Below are 21,930 nucleotides of genomic sequence, written 5' to 3'. Positions count from 1 at the left end.
CAAGTCTTTTGCCGAGAGAATGCCCGGAAGGGCAGGGCAGTCCTCAGTCCTGCAATGCGTGAACCAGCCTGCCCCCGACATAGGTCGCAACGGCCCGCCCGCTGAAGCGCGCATCCTCGAACGGCGTGTTCTTCGAGCGGGAGAGAAGCATGTCCTTGGAGACAAGCCAAGGTTCTTCGAGATCGATCAGCGCGATATCGGCCTTGGCGCCGGGCTTCAACGTGCCGGCATCGAGGCCGAAGATCTGCGCCGGCCGCGTCGACATGGCATCTATGAGCCGCATCAGGCTGACCTGCTCGCTGTGATAAAGCCGTAGCGCTGCCGCAAGCATCGTCTCCAGTCCGACGGCACCATCTTCGGCCTCGGCGAAGGGCAGGCGCTTCGTATCGACATCCTGCGGGTCATGCGAGGAGACGATGATATCGATCGCGCCTTTTGCCAGTGCATCCACCATTGCAACCCGATCGTCTTCTGAGCGCAATGGCGGATAGAGCTTGAAGAAAGTGCGGTATTCGCCGATGTCGTTCTCGTTGAGCGCCAGATTGTTGATCGAGACGCCACAGGTGACCCTCACGCCGCGCGAGCGGGCAAGCTCGATCGCCTCGACCGATTCCGGCACTGAGATCATCGCCGCGTGGTAATTGCCGCGCGTCAGCTGCGCGATGCGCAGGTCGCGTTCGAGCGGGATCAGCTCCGCTTCCTTGGGAATGCCGGAGAGGCCGAGCCAGCTTGCAAGCAGTCCTTCATGCATGACGCCATTGGCGCCAAGATATTTGTCACGCGTGGCACAGGAAATGACGGCGCCGAATTCGCGTGCATAGGTCATCACCCGGCGCAGCACTTGCGTATCGGAGATGCTGGAATGCGCGTCGGTGAAGGCAACCGCGCCTGCCTGCATCAAGAGGCCGATTTCCGTCATCTCCTCACCGGCGAGCCCCTTGGTGATTGCTGCTGCCGGATAGACGTTGATGACGGCCGTATCCCGTGCCGTCTTCTTGACGAACTCGACGAGCGCGATGTCGTCGATGACGGGATGCGTATCCGGCATCATGATGATGGAAGTCACACCGCCCGCTGCCGCGGCCCGGCTTGCCGAAGCGATGGTCTCGCGATACTCGCCGCCCGGTTCGCCGATATGGACGCGCGCATCCACCAGGCCAGGCGTTGCGACGAGGCCGGTGCAATCGCGCACGGTAGCACCTTCGGGCGCGCCCTGGTTCTGTGCATCCTTGCCGGCCGCGACGATGAGGCCGTCCTTGACAATAACAGTGCCGATCTCATCGACATTGCGGGAAGGATCGATGATACGGACGTTCTTGAGGACGAGATTGCTCATGCGCCCACTCCATCGGTGCGGGGACCCTGGTTCTGGGAGACGAGCAGTGCCTCCATGACGGCCATGCGTACGGCGACCCCCATTTCCACCTGTTCGGCAATCACGCTCTGCGGGCCGTCGGCGACCTCGGAGGCGATCTCCACGCCGCGGTTCATCGGTCCCGGATGCATGACGAGCGCATCTTCCTTCGCTGCCTTCAGCGTTTCCGCGTCGAGGCCGTAGAAATGATAATATTCGCGCACCGATGGCACGAAGGCGCCGGACATGCGCTCGCGCTGCAGCCGTAGCATCATGACCACATCGGCGTCCTTCAGCCCTTCCTTCATCGAATGGAAGACCTCGACGCCCATCTCGGCAATACCGGCCGGCAGCAGCGTGGCAGGAGCGACAACGCGCACCCTTGCGCCCATGGCGTTCAGAAGCAGGATGTTCGAGCGCGCCACACGCGAATGCAGGACGTCGCCGCAGATCGCCACGACGATCCGTGAGAGCCGGCCCTTGGCGCGGCGGATCGTCAACGCGTCGAGCAGCGCTTGCGTGGGATGTTCATGCTGGCCGTCGCCGGCATTGACGACGGAGCAGGAGACCTTCTGGGCGAGAAGTGCGGCGGCACCGGCGCTGGAGTGGCGGATGATCAGAACGTCCGGTCGCATCGCGTTCAGCGTCATCGCTGTGTCGATCAGCGTCTCGCCCTTCTTTACCGAGGAGTTGCCGACCGACATGTTCATCACGTCTGCGCCGAGGCGCTTGCCGGCGAGTTCGAAGGAGGCTTGCGTTCGTGTCGATGCCTCGAAGAAGAGGTTGATCTGCGTCAGTCCCCGAAGGGTCGACGTCTTCTTCTCTCTCTGCCGGCTGATCTTGACGGCTTCGTCGGCCTTGTCGAGAAGATAGGTAATATCCTGCTCGGTGAGGCCTTTGATGCCAATGAGGTGGCGGTGGGGGAAAAAGACCATGACCCTGCCTCTTATTGTCTTCGCGGGGTCTATAAAGAGTGCGGGGGGAAGGGGCAAGCTTGTGCTGCACGCAAATTCTATGTTCCCCATGCATTTTCCGTCGAATCCCGCTACTGCATGATTCATTAAATCGGAATCGATTTAAGGATAAAATTATGCAGCAATTAAAAGTGCTACAGCGTCTTTTGCACCTCTGAAAGACGCGCGGCGCTGTAGAGCAGAAATCTGCGTATCACTAACTTCCGGTTTCCCTTGCCGGGCTCATGAAATAGAAGCGAACGATGACCTCCGCAAACCGGACTGAAGACAAACTCGCCGAACTCAACCAGCCGAGCCTCTGGTCGGGAATCAATGCCTATCGATCCGATCCGCTGATCGTCGATCTGACCGCAACGCTGCCGCGCACTATCCGTGAAGACCTTGAAAACATGGGCCGCTTCGTCACCTCGCCGGAAGCGCAGGAACTGGCGCGCATGGCAAACCAGGGGACGCCGCAGCTGCGCACCCATGGCCCGCGCGGCGAACGTCTTGATATCGTCGAATTCCATCCCGCCTGGCATGCGCTGATGCGCCGTTCCATGGCGTCCGGCCTGCATTCTTCCGTCTGGGATCCGCAGGCGGATACGGAGGCCAAGGACCAGGCCCACCATATTCGCGCCGCCCGCTTCTATCTGACGGCGCAACTCGAATCCGGCCATCTTTGCCCGTTGACGATGACAAGCGCATCTGTTGCCGCGCTCTCGGCTTCACCGGCCGTTCAGAAGGACTGGGCGCCGAAGATCCTGTCACGCAAATATGACTCGTCCAACCGCCCGGCCATGCAGAAATCGGCCGTGACGATCGGTATGGGCATGACGGAAAAGCAGGGCGGCACGGATGTCCGCGCCAACAAGACCGTGGCGGAAAAAGTCAGCGAAGGCATTTACCGGCTGTCCGGCCACAAGTGGTTCATGTCCGCGCCCATGAGCGACGCCTTCATCATGTTGGCACAGACCAAGGAGGGCATGGGCTGCTTCCTGGTGCCGCGCCTGCTTGAGGATGGTTCTGCCAATGGCCTGCAGTTCCAGCGCCTGAAGGACAAGGTCGGCAACCGCTCGAATGCTTCGTCCGAAGTGGAATTCACCGATACGTTCGGTTTCCTGCTCGGCGGTCCCGACGCCGGCATCCGCACCATCCTCGATATGGTGACGCTGACGCGGCTCGATTGCGCGCTCGCCTCCTCGGGTATCATGCGCGCATCGCTCGCCGAAGCCGTGCATCACACCCGCGGCCGCAGCGTTTTCGGCAAGATGCTGGTCAACCAGCCGATCATGACCCGGGTGCTTGCAGATATGGCGCTCGATGTGGCAGCCGCCACGGCTCTCTCCTTCCGCTTGGCAGATGCCTTCGACAAGGCCCGTGGCAACGCTGAAGATGCCGCCTATGCCCGCGTGATGACGCCGGTCGCCAAATATTGGTGCTGCAAGATCGCCCCGTCGCTGATCTATGAGGCGATGGAGTGCATCGGGGGTAGCGGTTACATCGAAGAACGTCCGATCGCCCGCCATTATCGCGAGGCGCCCGTCAATGCGATCTGGGAAGGTTCTGGCAACGTCATGGCGCTCGATGTGCTGCGTGTGCTGAACCGTGGCAAGGATTTGTTCGAGACCGTGTTTGCAGGTTTTGCGCGCGATCTCGGGCCGGCCGGCAAGAAGACGATCGACGTGCTGCGCGCCGCGATCGCGCTCTGCGAACAGGACGAGGGCGCTGCCCGCCTGCTCGTTGAGCAGCTGGCGCTCGTTGCCGGTGCTGCCGAGCTTTACCGGCTTGGGGCAGGGCGCATTGCCGACGCCTTCATCGAGACCCGTCTTGCGGGCGGCTGGCGTTCGACCTACGGCATGCTCGATTCCCGCTTCGACGCCAGCTATATCGTCGACCTGCTTTACCCGCCAGCTGCCTGATGCAGGTGTTTCGGAACGCACGGCGGGACGACCTCGATCAGATCTACGGCATTTCGCTTGCGACCGGCGCTGGCGGTCGGGATGCGAGCCGCCTCTATGGCGATAGCCGCCTTGTCGGCCATATCTATTCTGCGCCCCTAGGTCGTGCTCAACCCAGAAATGACGATCGTTGCAGAGGATAAGCTGGGCATCGTCGGCTACATCGTCGGCGCTTACGATACAGCCACACTCGAAGCTCGACTTGAACGCGAATGGTGGCCAGCGCTGCGCGATCAATATGCCGATCCGGCTGGCGATCCCAAGCGCGCAGCTTTGCGATCCGTCATCCGCACACCATGTGGGAAGATCGTTGAGTCCCATCCGGCCCATACCCACATGAACCTGATGCCACGCCCGCAGGGTCAGGGTGTTGGAAGCCGTCTTCTGGAGCATTGAATATCTGAAGCGCGTCAGGCAGGTGTGCGCGGCATTCACCTCGGCGTCAATGCCGACAACGAGGGTGGTCTGTGCTTCTGGTCCTCCCGTGGTTTCGAGCGCCTGCTCCCGCCTCTCGTCCCGGAAGCGGAAACCTCCGTCTGGTTCGGCCGCACACGCTAATCTAGCCCTGCCTGCCACAGGCTGAGCATTCCTCATTCGACGGCACAAAAAAATCCGGCCGCGTTGCCGCAGCCGGATCATGTCATTTACCGCCGAAAATCAGCTTTCAGAAGAAGCCTCGACGCTGCCACCAGCCAGCCTTTTTCGGCTTGGCTTCGCCCTCGGCTTCCGCGCCTTCGGTGCGGGTGGAGGTGACCGTCGGTTCGGAGGATGAGATATTGGAGCCGCGGTTGGCACGAACAGGCTTTGCCTCTTCCTGTGCCGGCGTCGCGAGATCCGCAGAAGCTTCCACCGCTTCCGGCTCTGCATCGACGACAAGCGCCTCAGTGACGGGCACTTCAATCACTGGCTCCTCGACGGGCGAGGGTGCTGTGGCCTTGCGACGACCACGGCCGCGGGCGGGTTTGACCTCCTCGGCCACGCTTTCGCTCCCTTCGATCGCAGCCATCGCAGACTGGCTCTCGACGGTTTCCGCCGCGATAACTTCGATCACGTCTGCTTCCGTTTCGGGCGCTTCACCGTCGGCGCTATCATCGCCTTCATCCGCCTCACCGTCTTCCGCAGCTGCACTGGTCTCAGCGCCTTCATCACCACGGTTGCGGCGACCGCCACGCTTGCCGCGACGGCGGCGCTTGCGGCGCTGGGAGTCTTCGCTGTCGGCGCGGGCTTCGGCCGGTGCCTCGGCGGTATCGTTGTCGCCTTCGCTGCCTTCGTCCTCGCCCTCATCGCCATCGTCAGCCTCGCCGGAGACTGCGTCGGCGGCAACCTGCTGCTCAGCATTGCCGTTGCGGCCACGGCGGCGGCGGCGGCGCTTGCGCTTGCGACCACCTTCGCCTTCGCCCTCTGCGCGGGCGGCCGGACGCTCCGCGGCAGCGGGCTTTTCTTCCAGCTCTTCGTCCTCCTCCTCGTCATGTTCGATGACGACATCGTCATCATCGTCGTCGGGGATGGCGGCGAAGTTGAAGAGGCTTTCGATCTTGACCGGGTTTTCGACCGGCTCGCCGCGATCGATCGCGAAGTGCTGAGCACCCACCGAGCCGTCCGCATCGATGATGATCGCCACACCGAAGCGGGCTTCATAATCAACGATCGTCTGACGCTTATGGTTGAGCAGATAGAGCGCGATGTCAGGCGTCGTGCGCACGGTGATATTGTGCGTCGTGTTCTTGAGCAGATATTCCTCGATGCCGCGCAGCACATGCAGAGCGACCGAGGATTGAGAACGGACATGGCCGGTGCCGCCGCAATGCGAGCAGACCTGCGTCGTCGATTCGAGAACGGAAGCGCGGATGCGCTGGCGCGACATTTCCAGAAGGCCGAAATGTGAGATACGGCCGACCTGGATGCGGGCGCGGTCGTTCTTCAGGCATTCCTTCAGCTTCTTCTCGACAGCGCGGTTGTTGCGCTTTTCTTCCATGTCGATGAAGTCGATGACGATAAGCCCGGCAAGGTCACGCAGGCGGAGCTGACGGGCGACTTCGTCTGCAGCCTCGAGGTTAGTCTGGAGAGCCGTGTCCTCGATCGAGTGCTCGCGGGTCGAGCGGCCGGAATTGACGTCGATCGAAACCAGCGCCTCCGTCTGGTTCATGATCAGATAGCCGCCGGACTTCAGCGTTACCTGCGGCTGCAGCATGCGATCGAGCTGCGCCTCGATGCCGGAGCGAGAGAAGATCGGATGGATGTCGCGGTAGGGCTGAACCACCTTGGCATGGCTTGGCATCAGCATCTTCATGAAGTCTTTCGCTTCACGGTAGCCTTCTTCGCCGGAGACGATGATCTCGCCGATATCCTTGTTATAGAGGTCGCGGATCGAACGCTTGATGAGCGAGCCTTCCTCGTAGACGAGGCAGGGAGCCGTCGAAGCGAGCGTCAGCGTGCGGACGTTCTCCCACAGGCGCATCAGATATTCGAAGTCGCGCTTGACCTCGACCTTGGTGCGGTTCGCACCGGCCGTGCGCAGGATCACGCCCATGCCCTGCGGCACCTCGAGCATGCGGGCGATTTCCTTCAGCCGCTTGCGGTCCTGGGGGTTGGTGATCTTGCGGGAAATGCCGCCGCCGCGCGCCGTGTTCGGCATCAGAACCGAATAGCGGCCTGCGAGCGAAAGATAGGTGGTGAGGGCAGCGCCCTTGTTGCCGCGTTCTTCCTTGGCGACCTGCACCAGCAGGATCTGGCGGCGCTTGATGACCTCCTGGATGCGGTACTGCTTGCGCGGCTTGCGCTGCACGCGGTCCGGAACCTCTTCCATCGCGTCTTCGGCGCCGACCGATTCGATGACTTCTTCTTCGCCATGGTCGTCGTCATCGTCGTCGTCATCCTGACGGCGCTTGGAAACGTCGACATCCTCGGAGATGGTGTCGGTTTCGACCATCGCGGCCATCTCGCCGCCGGTCGAACCTTCGTCATCGTTGTCGGCAACCGATGCTTCCGGCGCCGACGCTTCTTCAGCAACCGGCTCGGCTGCCTTCTTGCGGCTGCGGCGGGCGCGAGGCTTCTTGGCCGGGGCTTCTTCAGCGACGGGCGCAGCCTCTTCGGTGTGTGCTGTTACATCTTCCGCAGCAGCTGCCGCGGGCTGTTCGACCGGAACGATGCCGATATCGGGCTGTTCCTGTGTCGAGAGATCGACGACCGGAGCGGTCTCGACATGCTCGACATCCTCGTCGCGGCGATGCTCCTCGGCTTCGGCGCGAAGCAGGGCCTGACGATCGGCAAGCGGGATCTGGTAATAATCGGGATGGATTTCGGCAAAGGCCAGGAAGCCGTGCCGGTTGCCGCCATAATCGACGAAAGCGGCCTGCAGCGAGGGCTCGACCCTCGTTACTTTTGCAAGATAGATGTTGCCGCGAATCTGCTTCTTGTGCTGCGATTCGAAGTCAAATTCTTCTATACGATTTCCGCGAACGACAACGACGCGCGTCTCTTCCTCGTGAGACGCATCGATAAGCATTTTGTCTGCCATGTAAGCTGAGCTCCTCGGCGAGGCCGCGAGAGCGCATTCCCGACTGCTATTGACACAGGAAGAATGCGGTCCGCCGTGGCCGCGCCGGATAATGAAAGTCGCGATTGGTGCGAGGGAGAGGGCAGCAGCCAGACCGCAGCCGGAACCGTTTTGTTCCGGGGCCTGTACACTTCAGATAAAACCTGCTGCGAAACCATCAACAACCAAGCGTGATCGACAATGACGAAGACCCGTTTCGGGTCCGATGAGTTTGCTCCCTGAGAGCGTGGTGGCTGATCCACCGATGAAATCCCAGCATGAGGCCGGAAAATCAGGATCCAGTTCTCGGGTAAAAATGCATTAGACGGCGGACGATTACCGGTTGTAGCGCCAGGTCCGGGGTCGGCTGGCTGCCTCGCGGCGACTCTATCCCGTCAACACTTTACCCTAAAATTCGTTGTATGTTTTCTCTGTCACAATAGCAAGGGAAAAGCCAAATGTGCCATAATATTGATGGATTTCGAATCCCATACACTTATCGGGGATAAGCGAACCCGATTCGCGGGTCGGTGCGCTCGCTCGCCTCTAGCGGGCGTTCGCAGGGACGATGTAAGGTCCATCGCAGGAATAAATAGGGTGTGGCGGGCTATTGTTTAAGAGGTTTCGAATCGCGGCGGAGTTGTCAGCAGGGCGAAAACTGGGGTTTGTGGGGTGGCTTTTCGCCTTTGCATCGCTTTGCGCGGTTCCCGGCAGCGCAGCCGGTACAAAGAATTCCTTGCTGGCTTACGGAGCGCGTATAGTCGGCGATGAAGCGAGAACCCGCATCGTCATCGATTTCGATCGTGAGCCTCGTTTTTCCGTCCACTACATCGCCAATCCCGAGCGCATCGTTGTCGACCTGCCCGCAACTGCTTTCGGCTTTCCCGCCAAAGACCTGGAGGCGCGCGGCCTCTTCAAGGACATCCGTTATGGCGCCATGGACGAAGGAAGCGCCCGCATCGTGTTGACGGCGGCGCGCCCTGTCCAGCTCGCCCTTGCCAAGGTGCAGACGGATGAGAGCGGCAATGGCCACCGGCTGGTGCTCGATGCCGAGATGATCGACAAGCAGAAGTTCGCCGAATTGGTGAAGACCCAGTCCTGGAACGACCAGTCCGGTGCGGCTGAGACGACGAGCGCCATTCCCCAGCCGGAAAAGGCAGCACCCGGGGATTTCGTCATTGCCGTCGATGCCGGCCACGGTGGTATCGACACGGGGGCCATCGGCGTCGATACTAAGACCGAGGAAAAGCTGGTGACGCTCGCCTTCGCCAAGGCGCTGGCCGATCGCTTGAACAAGGAGCCGGGCATCAAGGCCTTCCTGACGCGCGACGATGACGAATTCCTGTCGCTGTCGCAGCGTGTGCTGATCGCCCGGCAGAACCATGCTGGGCTCTTGATTTCCCTGCACGCAGATACGCTGAAGCAGAAAGATATTCGCGGCGCAACGGTCTATACGATTTCCGACAAGGCCTCGGACAAGCTCGCCGCCGATCTCGCAGAACGCGAGAACCTTTCGGACCAGATTGCCGGCAAGGAGACGGTAACCGAGCCGCCTGAAGTCGCAGATATCCTTCTCGACCTGACACGGCGTGAGACGCAGGCGTTCTCGATCTCGCTTGCCGAAAGCGTACTCGCATCCTTCAAAGATCAGATCGGCACGATCAACAACCCGCATCGTCACGCCGGTTTTCGCGTATTGCAGGCGCCGGACGTTCCGTCGATCCTGCTTGAACTCGGGTTCCTCTCCAATGTCGAGGACGAAAAGCGTCTGCTTGATGATGCTTGGCGGTTGAAGATGGCTGATCTCTTGACCGATGCGGTGAAGCGTTATCGCGCGAGCGTGATGGCGAACGGCGGTTAGGCTCTGCGTCTTCAGGGCGTTGCCCGGAAGTGACACCTCGGCCGAAACCCGCGTCCCTGCCGAATGGGAGGGGAAAGTAGCAGACCAGGCCCTATTTTCCTCACATTCGCGCCGTTACTCCGCTCTATAAGTTTCGCGTAAGTGAGACGAAATCGGCTTGTAGCGCCCACGCGCATGGAGTAAGCCGCGCAGCGTGCAAAGAGACATGATCTGTGCGATTGTGCGGCCGCGCCGATCTAATGATTAGAAATACCGGTAGCTGAAAAAATATGGTTAGACTTCTTGGATATTTCTTCGGGATAGCCTGCGTCCTGTTCCTGGGCGCTGCGGCTGTTATTGCCGTCTATCTTGCTAATGTCGCGAAGGATCTTCCTGACTATGCGGTGCTTAACAGCTATGCGCCACCGGTTACCACCCGCGTTCACGCCGGTAACGGTGCGCTCATGGCCGAATACGCCAAGGAAAAGCGCCTCTTCCTGCCGATCCAGGCCATTCCGGACCGCGTGAAGGCTGCCTTCCTTTCGGCCGAAGACAAGAATTTCTACAACCATCCCGGCGTCGATCTGACCGGTCTTGGCCGCGCCATTCTCGTCAATCTTCAGAATTTCGGCTCCGGACGCCGGCCGGTCGGTGCATCGACGATTACCCAACAGGTGGCGAAGAATTTTCTTCTGACCTCCGACCAGACGATTGACCGCAAGATCAAGGAAGCAATCCTGTCCTTCCGTATCGAGCAGGCCTACAGCAAGGACAAGATCCTCGAGCTTTACCTCAATGAGATCTTTTTCGGCCTGAACTCCTACGGTATCGGCAGTGCCTCGCTCACTTATTTCAACAAGTCGGTCACCGAGCTGACGGTCGCCGAATCCGCCTATCTCGCATCGCTGCCGAAAGGCCCGGCCAACTACCATCCCTTCCGTCATCCGGAGGCTGCGCTCGAGCGCCGCAATTGGGTTATCGACCGCATGGTCGAGAACGGTTATGTGAGCCAGAGCGACGGCGAGGATGCCAAAAAGCAGCCGCTCGGCGTCACCGCCCGCACCAGCGGACCGTCTCTTTTCGCGTCTGATTATTTCGCCGAGGCTGTCCGTCGCCAGCTCATTGATCAGTATGGTGAGAAGTCACTTTATGAAGGCGGCCTTTCGGTGCGCACCTCGCTCGATCCGCAGATGCAGCTCTTTGCGCGCAAGGCGCTGCAGGATGGCCTGATCAATTACGACGAGCGCCGTGGTTTCCACGGACCTATTAAGCAGATCAGCACGTCTGGCGACTGGGGTCCGGCGCTCGCCGAAGTACCCGCTCTCTCGGACGTGCCGGAATGGCGACTGGCGGTCGTGCTCGCCGTTTCCAATGACAGCGTCGATATCGGCCTTCAGCCACCCAAGGATGGAGGCGGCAAAGTCGCAGCCGAACGTGAGCGTGGTTCGATTGCAGCCAAGGATATGCAGTGGGCATTCCGCTCCGCCGCCGGCGACCGCAAAACGACGAAGTCACCGGTCGGCGCCGTCTCGGCCGGAGATGTCGTCTACGTCGAGCGCCTCGGCGGCGACAATTCGACCTCCTATCGTCTGCGCCAGCCGCCGAAGGTACAGGGTGGTCTCGTCGCCATGGACCCGAAGACCGGCCGCGTTCTCGCTATGGTCGGGGGCTTCTCCTATGCCCAGTCGGAATTCAACCGCGCCACGCAGGCGATGCGCCAGCCGGGCTCCTCCTTCAAGCCCTTCGTTTACGCCGCCGCGATGGACAACGGCTATACGCCGGCCTCGGTCATCATGGACGCGCCGATCGAGATCGTTTCGGGCGGTCAGGTCTGGAAGCCGGAAAACTACGGCGGCGAAGTCGGCGGCCCCTCGACGCTGCGCTCCGGTATCGAAAATTCGCGCAACCTGATGACGGTGCGCCTCGCCAATGACCTCGGCATGAATATCGTTGCCGAATATGCCGAACGCTTCGGCATTTATGACAAGATGCCGCCGCTGCTCGCCATGTCGCTCGGCTCGGGCGAAACAACGGTGCTGCGTATGGTTTCGGCTTACTCGGTCATCGCCAATGGCGGCAAGCAGATCAAGCCGACGCTGATCGACCGTATCCAGGACCGTTACGGCAAGACAATCTTCAGGCATGAAGAGCGTCTCTGCGAAGGCTGCAACGCCGGCGACTGGCAGAACCAGGAAGAGCCCAACATCGTCGATAACCGCGAACAGGTTCTCGATCCGATGACCTCCTACCAGATCACCTCTATGATGCAGGGCGTCATCCAGCGCGGTACGGCTGCCGGTAAGGTCGATCTCTCTGGCCGCGATGTTGCCGGCAAGACCGGTACGACCAACGATGAGAAGGACGCCTGGTTCGTCGGCTTCACGCCGGATCTGGTTGCAGGCCTCTACTTGGGCTTCGATACGCCGGCCCCGCTCGGCCGCGGCGGCACGGGTGGCGTTCTCTCCGCGCCGATCTTCAATGAATTCATGCAGGCGGCCGTCAAGGATATGCCGGAATCCAAATTCGTGGTCCCGGCCGGCATGAACATGATCGCGATCAACCGCAAGACCGGCATGGCTGCTGTCGATGGCGAGCCGGGCACCATCATCGAGGCCTTCAAGCCAGGCACCGGGCCGGCTGACAGCTTCTCTGTCATCGGCATGGACGGCACGATGGCGCCGGAAGAAATCCTGCGCACGTCGCCACAGGCAAACCAGGCGGTCCAGACCAACACACCCGGCCTGTTCTGATCGAGACCGATTTCCTCTGCGCCCGCCGCGGCTCTTTACATCCACGGCGGGCGTCTCTATGTCACGAGCCTTGCAGAATACCCCGGCACTCACAGAATACCGAAGCAAAGAAGCAGGAAAATGCGAGCGGAAATCCAGAACGTAGTCGATGAAACCAAGCAGGCTATCACCCTGCTGAGGAGGCATCTTTGACTGGGACCAGGCGGTAAGACGACTGGACTGGTTGAACAACAAGGCAGAGGACCCCAACCTCTGGAACGATGCGCAGGAAGCCCAGAAGCTGATGCGCGAGCGCCAGCAGCTTGATGACGGCATCAATGGCGTCAAGGCGCTGGAACAGCAGCTTTCCGACAATGTCGAACTCATCGATCTCGGGGAAGAAGAAGGCGACGAAAGCATCGTCAAGGAAGCTGAGGCCGCGCTGAAAAGCCTGCAGGCCGAGGCAGCCCGTCGACAGGTCGAAGCCATGCTATCAGGCGAGGCCGATGGCAACGACACCTATCTGGAAGTCCATTCCGGCGCAGGCGGCACCGAAAGCCAGGACTGGGCGAACATGCTTCTGCGCATGTACACTCGCTGGGCCGAGCGCCAGCGCTTCAAGGTCGAGCTTCTGGAAGTCCATGACGGCGAAGAAGCCGGCATCAAGTCCGCAACGCTGCTGGTCAAGGGCCACAACGCCTATGGCTGGCTGAAGACCGAATCGGGCGTGCACCGCTTGGTGCGTATCTCGCCCTACGACAGCAATGCGCGCCGCCACACGTCCTTCTCGTCGATTTGGGTCTATCCTGTCGTTGATGACTCGATCCAGATCGAGATCAACGAAAGCGACTGCCGTATCGACACCTACCGTTCATCGGGTGCCGGCGGCCAGCACGTCAATACAACGGACTCGGCCGTGCGCATCACGCATATCCCGACCGGAATCGTCGTGCAGTGCCAACAGGAGCGTTCGCAGCACAAGAACCGCGCCAAGGCTTGGGACATGCTGCGCGCCCGCATGTACGAAGCGGAGCTGAAGAAGCGCGAGGATGCCGCCAACGCCGAAGCCGCTTCCAAGACGGATATCGGCTGGGGACACCAGATCCGCTCCTACGTTCTGCAACCCTACCAGCTCGTCAAGGACCTGCGAACCGGAGTTGCGAGCACGGCTCCTGACGAAGTGCTCGACGGCGACCTGAACGAGTTCATGGAAGCAGCACTTGCTCACCGCATCAGCGGTGCGGCCGACGCTGTCGTCGATGACGTCGACTGAGCGGTAAAGGCGGACCTGAGATAGAAAGCCCCGGAAACGGGGCTTTTCTTTTTCAGGTGTCCACCGGAGCGTCTATTCCGCGAAAGAACACATCCGATAGTTCGGCGATTTCCTGGTGGACATCAGCACGCTCTACGCCTGCAGCGTCGGTGAAGAGCTGCTCTGCGAAGGAAAGCCCCAACGCCGTGCCCTCGGGCAGGAAGATATAATGCCCAAGACCGCCCTGGAGTATCTTAAAGGTGCTTCGATCAAGCCGCGCATGCAGCCATTTTGAACACTCTTCGACGGGGGCCGTGTCGTCGGCGTCGCCGACCAGAATGAGCGCAGGCTTGTCGATGGCTCTCAGGCTCTCTTCGCTGAAGCCACGCACCGATCTTCCCGGCGCGCAGACCAGCGCCGCCTTGATCCTGTCGTCGCGATAGGATCGCGACATCCGTGACCATGAATCGCGAAATGCCGTGCTCGTGCGAAGCAGCGACGGAATATGATCGGCGAGGTCAGGAAATTCCCTCGGGCCGCGCGGCCCCCCAGGCTTCAATCTGGATTGTTCGAACTGCGAGAATTGCGCGACCGCGCCGAGAAGCAGCATCACCGTATAGGCTCCTGCTGAAAAGCCGGCGGCGAATACGCTCCTGGTATCGATATGCCCGGCAAGATCACCTTGCCAGTCTTTTTGGCGATCGAGCATGAGGCTGAGATCGGGCGCGCGCTCCCAAAGGCAGGCAAAGCCCTCGGCGCGATAGGCTTCGCCGCCGGTATTGCCGTGGTGGTCGACGCCGAGCGCGATAAATCCACGATCGACCAGGCGGCGGGCGAGCCATTCCAGCCCTGCAGCTGAGCCGCCGGTGCCGTGCGACAGCAGGACCAGCGAGTAGAGCTTCGTCGCCGGCTGAACGGGCGCATCGCGGGCGACCGCGGGCCTTCGGAACCAGCTTCGTCCCGGGATTTCGGTTTCGATCGATCCCTCGGCTGCCGGATACCAGACGGACCAGCGGACAGGTCTTGGGCCGGTCTCGTTCCAGTCCGGCCGTGTCTCGTCGTGGAGAACGCCTTCGCGAAAGCCGAGTTTCATGGCTTAGCCCCAATGAATGGACCTGCGACGCTCAGTTGGTCGCCTTCTCCACGGTAATGTCCCCGAATTCGTCGATCAGCACTGTCCAACCATCGGGTTCGGCAGCTGGATCGGGCTTCAGATAGACCGTGGCAAAAAGGCCCGGTTCCTTGATGAGTCCGCTCGAATTTTCGGGTCTGATGTCGGTGACATAGGGTTTGAGATCGCTGATTTCCTGGAGTTCGACCGTCGAGATGATGGCAGGACCGGCATCACTCTGCGCGATCTGCTGCAGAAAGACCTTGGAGGTCTTGTCCGGCTGGCGGACAGCGAAAAGCTTGTAATAGCCGTGCCGCTGCTCTTGCTTGGCATTCTCCTTGCTTACATTTGGGGTGCCGACGCTCTGCGTGGTTGTCGGGGCACGCTCGACCGGCATCGAATTGCCATCGTCTTCCCAATAGCCGGTGCTGGTCGCGAAGAGGATCGAAGCCGGCAGAATATCCTCATGCACGGTCTGGGCTTCGGCGGTGATCGCCAACCCCGAAATAAGGAGGGCCGTCATAAATGCTTGCCGCATCGCCATCATTTCAATCCTCGAATTGTTCTGCCAGAATCCTGTCTGACCAGGAGCGGTCAGGATCGGAAAGGATGCGTGCGGTCATGTCCTCGGACTGGGCGATGCGGACATGCAGTATCGATTTGATCTCCGTATTGTCGGCGACCGCATTCACCGGCCGTTTCTCTGCTTCCAATATATGGATGTCCACCGTGACCCGGTTGGGAAGCAGCGCTCCGCGCCAGCGCCGGGGGCGGAAGGCGCTGACCGGCGTCATGGCGAGCAGGGGGGCGTCAAGCGGCAGGATCGGACCGTGGGCCGAAAGATTGTAGGCGGTCGAGCCTGCAGGCGTTGCCACCATGAGGCCGTCGCAGATCAGTTCCTCCAGCCGTACGTGGCCGTCGATCTCCACCCTGAGTTTGGCTGCCTGATAGGACTGGCGGAAAAGATAGACTTCGTTGATTGCAAGCGCGGACGACTTGCTGCCGTCGGCATTGGATGTTGTCATTTTCAGCGGATGAAAGGCATTCTCGACAGCGGCGCAGATGCGGTCATGCAGGTCTGTGGTCTTGTAATCGTTCATCAGAAAGCCGACCGAGCCGCAATTCATGCCGTAGACGAGCTTGCCGCTGTTCATCGTGCTGTGCAGTGTCTGAAGCATGAAGCCGTCGCCGCCGAGTGCGACGATGACATCGGCCTGGTTTGCGGGCACGTCGCCGTAAAGGCGAATCAATTCGTCTCGCGCGGCGAGTGCTTCCGTGGTCGGCGAGGCGATGAAAGAAAGCGTCTGAAATGAACGGCCCATACAATGCCCTTTGTTATGCTGCTCTAGCTAAAGGATAAAGGGCTCGTACGACAAGACGTTTTGCATTGCGGGTCAAGTTCGGTGGTCTTATCGCCCAGACAGATCGGCCGGTGATTTCGATAATGAACACGTCCACATGGAGTCCAGCGGGCTTTCCCAACCACGGCGTTGATCGACAACCCGCTGTGGATAGCTTCGCCGGGCTGCCGGAAAAGGCAAATTTTCTTTACAAAAGATCAGAATCTGCTACTTCGCAGCCATTGCCCTTGTAGCTCAGTTGGTAGAGCACCTGATTTGTAATCAGGGGGTCGCGGGTTCGAACCCTGCCGGGGGCACCAGATTTTCTCAGTAGTTCCATCAGATGAACAGAGACTGAAGGGTCGCTTCAGCGGCGATTCAGGAGCACCAGGTCATCCTCGCTTCATCAGAAACGAGGAAGTGAGCCATGAGGATCTCCAGCCTTCTCCTAGCAGCCGCCCTTTCGGCCGGTACTTTGTTTTCCGCCGTTGCTCCGGCTGCGGCCATCCCTCTCGACCGTCCGGCAGCCTCGCAGCAGAGCGATGTGATCCAGATCCGCGGCGGTGATCGGGATTGGGGCGACCGCGATTGGGGTGATCGCCGTGACTGGCGCGAGCGTCGCGAGTGGCGCGAACGTCGCTACTGGCGTCCGGCCTGGGGCTATGAACGCCGCTGGAGCCCGTGGCGGGAAGAGCGTTGGCGCGAGCGCCATTATTGGCGTCGCCACCATGACGGACCTTATTGGCTCTACCGGAGCTGATCCCTGACCGAGGCAAGCTATTTTCCAACTCCTAATAAAACCCGTCGCAACCTTCGAGTTTGCGCCGGGATCTTTATTTGATCGGGATTCACTTTTATTGACTGACTATCAGTCAATAAATTAAGATATACATCGTCAATTGCCGCGATGGAGTTCGCCATGTCTGCAAAAACACTCCTGACCTCTCTCTTTCAATATAAGGCCAGCGTCGACGAGGAGCTTCTGGCCGCGCTTGCTGCTTTTCCCGAAAACGACCCATCGGAAGACCTCCAGTCCGCTTTTCGTGTTCTCAATCACGCTCAACTCGTCGACCGGATCTTCGCCGCCAACCTGCAGAAGGAGCCGCATGGCTATACGGAGAGTTGGACAAGCGAGCCGCCAGCTTTTGGCGATCTCGCTTCCGCGATTAGGAAAACCGACAGGTGGTATCTGGACTATATGGTACAGGTAACGCCCGAGGAACTGGAAGAGACGATCGACTTCACGTTCACCGATGGCGGGCAGGGCCGCATGTCGCGGGAGGAAATGCTGACTCATGTCATTACCCACAGCGGTTATCACCGCGGCGAAGTCGGTCGTCTTTTGCCCGACATTGAAAACACTGCTATGCGCGACGTATTCGCAGGCTACCTGCACCGGGCGGAACCTCGGCGTCGTTGGCATTGACGGACTTTCCGATGACATCACGCACGCCCGGCAGGCCAAGGACCAAACCAGCCGAGGAAAGGCGGGACGATCTCATGCTCGTGGCCGAACGCCTCTTTCTCGAGAAAGGGGTTGACCATACGACGATCGAGGAGGTCACCCAGGGTGCTGGCGTCTCAAAGGGAGCCTTTTACCTTCACTTCTCTTCGAAAGCGGATGTCATCGAAGCATTGCGGACCCGCTTCGTTCAGAAGCTTCTGAACGGCATCGTGGAAGAAGTAGGTAAACAGCAAACTGATGACTGGAACGGCAAATTGACGGCTTGGGCAAAAGCCTGCGCCATGGGTTATCTGAACGCAGCGCGCTTGCACAATCTCGTCTTTGCTGCTGCTCCGCCTCCCAGCCGCGAGGGGCTGACGAACAACATCCTGATCGATAATCTCCAGCAATTGCTTGCAGCAGGAAGCCGTGAGCGAGCCTGGTCACTGCAGGAGCCCGCATTCACCGCCATATTCCTGTTCAACGCTCTGCACGGTGTCGTAAATCGGAATGCCATCGGCGACGATAGTGCCAAGCGAACAGAACTGCTTCGCAATATCGAAGAAAGTGTTCTGCGCCTCGTCCGGTGAAGCGATTTGCACTCACTTCCGTGCGGGTTCGGTCAAGCTCGGTCGGCTATTGCACGGATGGAGGTGGATTGGATGGCGTCGTCGACGGTGCCAGGGGATCCGGCTGGCGGATCGGGTGAGACTTGTCCACCCAAGTGATGCTCAAAATGATCATGACGAGGACCGCGATAAAGAGAACGCCGAAGATCAGCGGTCGAAATGCCATAATGCGGATTTCCTTTTTGTCGCCGCCCCAGGGATGGATGCGTTGCCGACGATAGTGACCGCCAAGCTCTTTCCATAGCGGAATATGGGCCATGGGAGAAGGTGTTCAACCGCGATTGCGATCATCCTTCTGTTCCACACGACATATCAAGAGTGATCTGCCGACTATGGCCTATGCCTTCAGGTGCAGCCTTGCCGCATAAAGGGCAATCGCCGCTGCATTCGATACGTTCAACGACTTGATGGCGCCGGGCATATCGAGCCGAGCGAGCGCACTGACGGTCTCGCGCGTCTTCTGCCGCAGGCCTTTGCCTTCAGAGCCGAGCACCAGAGCAATTCTGCTGCCCGAGAATGTGCCTTCGAGCGCTGCCGGTCCTTCCGAATCGAGTCCGATTGTGAAGAAGCCGAGCCTGTGCAATTCGCCGAGCGCATCCGAGAGATTTGTGATCTGTATGTAAGGTATGAGTTCCAACGCGCCGGAAGCCGATTTAGCGAGTACGCCCGATTCGGTCGGGCTGTGTCTCTGCGTGGTGATGACGGCGCCTGCATTGAAGGCGACAGCCGAGCGCATGATGGCGCCGACATTGTGCGGATCGGTGACCTGATCGAGCACGAGAAGCAAGGGACTGTCCTTCAGTGCTTCCAGCCGCCGGACGGGCAGGGGCCGCGTTTCCAGCATCACGCCCTGATGGATCGCTTCGGGACCGAGCACCTTGTCGATATCCTGCGGCGAAACCATGTCAACGGGAATGCCGATCGTATCAGCATCGATCTCCAATCGTGCAAGCGCGTTCTGCGTCACCGATAGTCTGATGTTTTTGCGTTCAGGGTTTTCAAGCGCGGCACGAACGGTATGAAGGCCGTAGAGGAAAACCTGGTCGGGGGCGAGTGCCGGCGGCTTCCAGTCGTCTCCGCCACGCTTGCGTTTCTGTGGCGCGGGTGTCGGGATTTCACCGCGTTCGCGCTTGGCGTCGCGGTGCGCGCGCCTCAACGTTGCGTAATGCGTGTCCTTTGCGGACTTGTCGGTAACGGGCGTGCCGCCGGATTTCTTATCTTTGCTCATGCGGCTTTATAACGATGGCGCCAGTTGCCGCATAGGCTTTCTTTCATGTGCCGGCTTTCAACAGGCGATGAAATTTTTCCTGTTTTTTCCATTGTCATCGTGTTGACAGACTGAAATCGTCCGGTCATATACGCGGCGCAGACGACGGGGCGACAACGCTTCAAAGTCTGACGAACTTGGTCTTCACGATCCGGACGAAAACTGGAGAGATGCCCGAGTGGTTAAAGGGGACGGACTGTAAATCCGTTGGCTCAGCCTACGTTGGTTCAAATCCAACTCTCTCCACCATTCGTCATTGGATCGGACCAACCCCGCGGGTATAGCTCAATGGTAGAGCAGCAGCCTTCCAAGCTGAATACGCGGGTTCGATTCCCGCTACCCGCTCCATCTCTCTTTCGCCATCGACAATATACGGCAGTTTCAGAGCACGGAAACGAAGCTCATGATATTGCCGATCAGCCAATAGCCGAGCACACCGACGGCTATGCCTGCGATGAACAGCGAAGATCTGCCTTTGATCTTGCCGGCGCTCTCATCCGCCTCATCATCGCTGCGATAGCCGAATGTGCGGTGGTCTTCTGCAAAAGCCGAATAGTAGTTGTTGTAATCTGATTGCATCGAGTGTTCCTCCCTATATTAGGTATCTATCATGCAAACTTTCCTCATCCGTGAAATCAATTAGTAAAATGTAATGTAATCCGATCGGAAGGTTTTGCGCCGATACCATGATGCGGCGATCTGCGGATAACCGCAAAAATTGCTGCCGCCACCGGTTCGCCGTTTGACAATTGCCGGCCCTCTTCCGATTTTGACTTAGATTTCAAATGTTTTGGGGAGGGGAAGAGCGAATCACCTTGCGAGTGGCGAATCCTCCACCATATGTCGTGACACGCCAAGAATGGCGTCTGCAATTAGGTCTTGCGCAATTTCGCCGAAAGCCTTAAACGGCGGCACTAAACCGGTTCGCCGGGGTCACCCATTTACGTCCACAGGAAGCATTCAAATGGCAAAGAGTAAGTTTGAGCGCAACAAGCCGCACGTCAACATTGGCACGATCGGCCACGTTGACCATGGCAAGACGTCTCTGACGGCAGCGATCACGAAGTACTTCGGTGAGTTCAAGGCGTATGACCAGATCGACGCTGCACCGGAAGAAAAGGCGCGCGGCATCACCATTTCGACGGCTCACGTCGAGTATGAGACGCCGAACCGTCACTATGCGCACGTCGACTGCCCCGGCCACGCCGACTATGTCAAGAACATGATCACCGGTGCCGCGCAGATGGACGGCGCGATCCTGGTCTGCTCTGCCGCTGACGGCCCGATGCCGCAGACGCGCGAGCACATCCTGCTCGCCCGCCAGGTTGGCGTTCCGGCAATCGTCGTGTTCCTGAACAAGGTCGACCAGGTTGACGACGCCGAGCTTCTCGAGCTTGTCGAACTGGAAGTGCGCGAACTTCTGTCGTCCTACGACTTCCCGGGCGACGACATCCCGGTCGTCAAGGGTTCGGCGCTTGCTGCGCTTGAAGATTCCGACAAGAAGATCGGTGAAGACGCGATCCGCGAGCTGATGGCTCAGGTCGACGCCTACATTCCGACGCCTGAGCGTCCGATCGACCAGCCGTTCCTGATGCCGATCGAAGACGTGTTCTCGATCTCGGGCCGCGGTACGGTTGTGACCGGCCGCGTCGAGCGCGGTATCGTCAAGGTTGGCGAAGAAGTCGAGATCGTCGGCATCCGTCCGACCTCGAAGACGACGGTGACCGGCGTTGAAATGTTCCGCAAGCTGCTCGACCAGGGCCAGGCTGGCGACAACATCGGCGCTCTGGTTCGCGGCGTGAACCGTGACGGCGTCGAGCGTGGCCAGATCCTGTGCAAGCCGGGCTCTGTCAAGCCGCACAAGAAGTTCAAGGCCGAAGCCTACATCCTGACGAAGGAAGAAGGCGGCCGTCATACGCCGTTCTTCACGAACTACCGTCCGCAGTTCTACTTCCGCACGACGGACGTGACCGGCATCGTGACGCTTCCGGAAGGCACGGAAATGGTCATGCCTGGCGACAACGTCACGGTTGACGTCGAGCTGATCGTTCCGATCGCAATGGAAGAAAAGCTTCGCTTCGCGATCCGCGAAGGCGGCCGCACCGTCGGTGCAGGCATCGTCGCTTCCATCATCGAGTAATCGGATTTATCCCCGATTTTAGGAAGAACCCCGCTGGAAACGGCGGGGTTTTTTCGTTTTTAATAGCCTTCCGGCCGTTCATGAGATGTTGTAAAAATATCGTTAAGATTGGCTCATTCAGTATTTTATTCATCTCACGTTCAGAAAGCGTTTTGCGATCCGGACTTTTTGGTTCAGACTCTCCTGTGTAGAAAGGAGAGTAGGATGATTCACAAGGCTACATTCGTTGCGACGATTTTCGCGATGTATGTTTTCACGATGTTTTTCATCGCTGCAATTCCGCAAGAAGTTGTTCAGGCAGCTGGCGTGCAGATCGACGAACTAAGCGTCGTCAAATAATTGCGTAACAAGCCGCCGGAGCGTCCGGCGGTGATT

The 21,930-nt window shown here is 59.5% G+C and carries 20 protein-coding genes and 3 tRNA genes; 14 read left to right on the top strand and 9 right to left on the bottom strand.

The window, feature by feature from the left end; translation table 11 throughout:
- Positions 1–43: 43 nt before the first annotated feature.
- Together FHT78_RS12155 and FHT78_RS12150 are read right to left on the bottom strand one after the other, a co-directional pair.
- Complete coding sequence (locus FHT78_RS12155) at positions 44–1,336, bottom strand: dihydroorotase (RefSeq protein WP_183743823.1); 1,293 nt, start codon at positions 1,334–1,336, stop codon at positions 44–46.
- A complete protein-coding gene (locus FHT78_RS12150) occupies positions 1,333–2,289 on the bottom strand; it encodes an aspartate carbamoyltransferase catalytic subunit (protein WP_183743821.1) in 957 nt (318 codons plus the stop codon). Before FHT78_RS12150 ends, FHT78_RS12155 begins: the two co-directional genes overlap by 4 nt.
- 281 nt (positions 2,290–2,570) lie before the next feature.
- On the opposite strand from FHT78_RS12150, the gene FHT78_RS12145 reads away from it, so the two are divergent.
- The 3 genes from FHT78_RS12145 (at position 2,571) to FHT78_RS29765 (ending at position 4,826) form a co-directional block, all read left to right on the top strand.
- Entirely contained in the window at positions 2,571–4,229 is a 1,659-nt protein-coding gene (locus FHT78_RS12145) for an acyl-CoA dehydrogenase family protein (RefSeq protein ID WP_183743819.1), read from the top strand.
- 159 nt (positions 4,230–4,388) lie between these two features.
- The gene (locus FHT78_RS29770) at positions 4,389–4,664 is read left to right on the top strand and encodes a hypothetical protein (protein WP_348644733.1); all 276 of its coding nucleotides are present in this window, start codon (positions 4,389–4,391) and stop codon (positions 4,662–4,664) included.
- 24 nt (positions 4,665–4,688) lie between these two features.
- A complete protein-coding gene (locus tag FHT78_RS29765) occupies positions 4,689–4,826 on the top strand; it encodes a hypothetical protein (protein WP_348644732.1) in 138 nt (45 codons plus the stop codon).
- 106 nt (positions 4,827–4,932) lie between these two features.
- Here the strand turns inward: FHT78_RS29765 and FHT78_RS12135 are convergent, their stop codons facing one another.
- A complete protein-coding gene (locus tag FHT78_RS12135; protein ID WP_183743817.1) occupies positions 4,933–7,785 on the bottom strand; it encodes a ribonuclease E/G in 2,853 nt (950 codons plus the stop codon).
- A 628-nt stretch (positions 7,786–8,413) separates the two neighbouring features.
- Here FHT78_RS12135 and FHT78_RS12130 point away from each other — a divergent pair.
- From FHT78_RS12130 to prfB, 3 genes are all read left to right on the top strand, one after another.
- On the top strand, positions 8,414–9,664 hold the full coding sequence (locus tag FHT78_RS12130; RefSeq protein ID WP_183743815.1) for an N-acetylmuramoyl-L-alanine amidase: 1,251 nt from the start codon (positions 8,414–8,416) through the stop codon (positions 9,662–9,664).
- 269 nt (positions 9,665–9,933) lie between these two features.
- Entirely contained in the window at positions 9,934–12,393 is a 2,460-nt protein-coding gene (locus FHT78_RS12125) for a penicillin-binding protein 1A (protein WP_183743813.1), read from the top strand.
- A 120-nt stretch (positions 12,394–12,513) separates the two neighbouring features.
- A protein-coding gene (gene prfB, locus FHT78_RS12120) for a peptide chain release factor 2 (RefSeq protein WP_183743811.1) occupies positions 12,514–13,645 on the top strand; the annotation gives its coding sequence in 2 pieces (ribosomal slippage) (positions 12,514–12,582 and positions 12,584–13,645; 1,131 coding nt in all).
- A 52-nt stretch (positions 13,646–13,697) separates the two neighbouring features.
- On the opposite strand, the gene FHT78_RS12115 is transcribed toward prfB, so the two are convergent.
- From FHT78_RS12115 to FHT78_RS12105, 3 genes are read right to left on the bottom strand one after another with little or no spacing between them, the layout of a single operon-like run.
- Positions 13,698–14,717, bottom strand: coding sequence for a dienelactone hydrolase (locus FHT78_RS12115; protein ID WP_183743809.1), 1,020 nt, complete (start codon positions 14,715–14,717; stop codon positions 13,698–13,700).
- A 31-nt stretch (positions 14,718–14,748) separates the two neighbouring features.
- A complete protein-coding gene (locus FHT78_RS12110; RefSeq protein WP_183743807.1) occupies positions 14,749–15,279 on the bottom strand; it encodes a hypothetical protein in 531 nt (176 codons plus the stop codon).
- A gap of 4 nt (positions 15,280–15,283) precedes the next feature.
- Complete coding sequence (locus FHT78_RS12105) at positions 15,284–16,057, bottom strand: NAD kinase (protein WP_183743805.1); 774 nt, start codon at positions 16,055–16,057, stop codon at positions 15,284–15,286.
- A 262-nt stretch (positions 16,058–16,319) separates the two neighbouring features.
- On the opposite strand from FHT78_RS12105, the gene FHT78_RS12100 reads away from it, so the two are divergent.
- The 4 genes from FHT78_RS12100 (at position 16,320) to FHT78_RS12085 (ending at position 18,109) form a co-directional block, all read left to right on the top strand.
- Positions 16,320–16,395 (top strand) — tRNA-Thr (locus FHT78_RS12100).
- A 107-nt stretch (positions 16,396–16,502) separates the two neighbouring features.
- The gene (locus FHT78_RS12095; RefSeq protein ID WP_183743803.1) at positions 16,503–16,835 is read left to right on the top strand and encodes a hypothetical protein; all 333 of its coding nucleotides are present in this window, start codon (positions 16,503–16,505) and stop codon (positions 16,833–16,835) included.
- A 159-nt stretch (positions 16,836–16,994) separates the two neighbouring features.
- On the top strand, positions 16,995–17,501 hold the full coding sequence (locus tag FHT78_RS12090; protein ID WP_183743800.1) for a DinB family protein: 507 nt from the start codon (positions 16,995–16,997) through the stop codon (positions 17,499–17,501).
- An 11-nt stretch (positions 17,502–17,512) separates the two neighbouring features.
- Positions 17,513–18,109 (top strand): TetR/AcrR family transcriptional regulator, encoded by a 597-nt coding sequence (locus FHT78_RS12085; RefSeq protein ID WP_183743798.1) that lies wholly within the window; start codon positions 17,513–17,515, stop codon positions 18,107–18,109.
- Between the two features lie 46 nt (positions 18,110–18,155).
- On the opposite strand, the gene FHT78_RS12080 is transcribed toward FHT78_RS12085, so the two are convergent.
- Both FHT78_RS12080 and rlmB read right to left on the bottom strand, forming a co-directional pair.
- Positions 18,156–18,314 carry a hypothetical protein gene (locus FHT78_RS12080; RefSeq protein WP_183743796.1) on the bottom strand — a complete coding sequence of 53 codons (159 nt, stop codon included), beginning with the start codon at positions 18,312–18,314 and terminating at the stop codon, positions 18,156–18,158.
- 171 nt (positions 18,315–18,485) lie between these two features.
- Complete coding sequence (gene rlmB / locus FHT78_RS12075) at positions 18,486–19,376, bottom strand: 23S rRNA (guanosine(2251)-2'-O)-methyltransferase RlmB (RefSeq protein ID WP_183743794.1); 891 nt, start codon at positions 19,374–19,376, stop codon at positions 18,486–18,488.
- 203 nt (positions 19,377–19,579) lie between these two features.
- Between rlmB and FHT78_RS12070 the strand changes: the two genes are divergently transcribed.
- Both FHT78_RS12070 and FHT78_RS12065 read left to right on the top strand, forming a co-directional pair.
- Positions 19,580–19,664, top strand: a tRNA-Tyr gene (locus FHT78_RS12070).
- 25 nt (positions 19,665–19,689) lie between these two features.
- A tRNA-Gly gene (locus FHT78_RS12065) sits at positions 19,690–19,763 on the top strand.
- A 33-nt stretch (positions 19,764–19,796) separates the two neighbouring features.
- Here FHT78_RS12065 and FHT78_RS12060 read toward each other — a convergent pair.
- Positions 19,797–19,994 (bottom strand): hypothetical protein, encoded by a 198-nt coding sequence (locus FHT78_RS12060; RefSeq protein WP_183743792.1) that lies wholly within the window; start codon positions 19,992–19,994, stop codon positions 19,797–19,799.
- 385 nt (positions 19,995–20,379) lie between these two features.
- Here FHT78_RS12060 and tuf point away from each other — a divergent pair, with 385 nt between their 5' ends.
- Positions 20,380–21,555 carry an elongation factor Tu gene (gene tuf / locus FHT78_RS12055; protein WP_183743778.1) on the top strand — a complete coding sequence of 392 codons (1,176 nt, stop codon included), beginning with the start codon at positions 20,380–20,382 and terminating at the stop codon, positions 21,553–21,555.
- 204 nt (positions 21,556–21,759) lie between these two features.
- Positions 21,760–21,894: a hypothetical protein gene (locus tag FHT78_RS29645; RefSeq protein WP_281412848.1), complete on the top strand. Its 135-nt coding sequence runs from the start codon at positions 21,760–21,762 to the stop codon at positions 21,892–21,894.
- Positions 21,895–21,930: the final 36 nt, after the last annotated feature.

This window comes from Rhizobium sp. BK196, from assembly GCF_014193255.1.
Taxonomy (GTDB): domain Bacteria; phylum Pseudomonadota; class Alphaproteobacteria; order Rhizobiales; family Rhizobiaceae; genus Rhizobium.
Note: the sequence above shows the minus strand (reverse complement) of the source record. Positions and strands in the feature narration are given on the sequence as shown.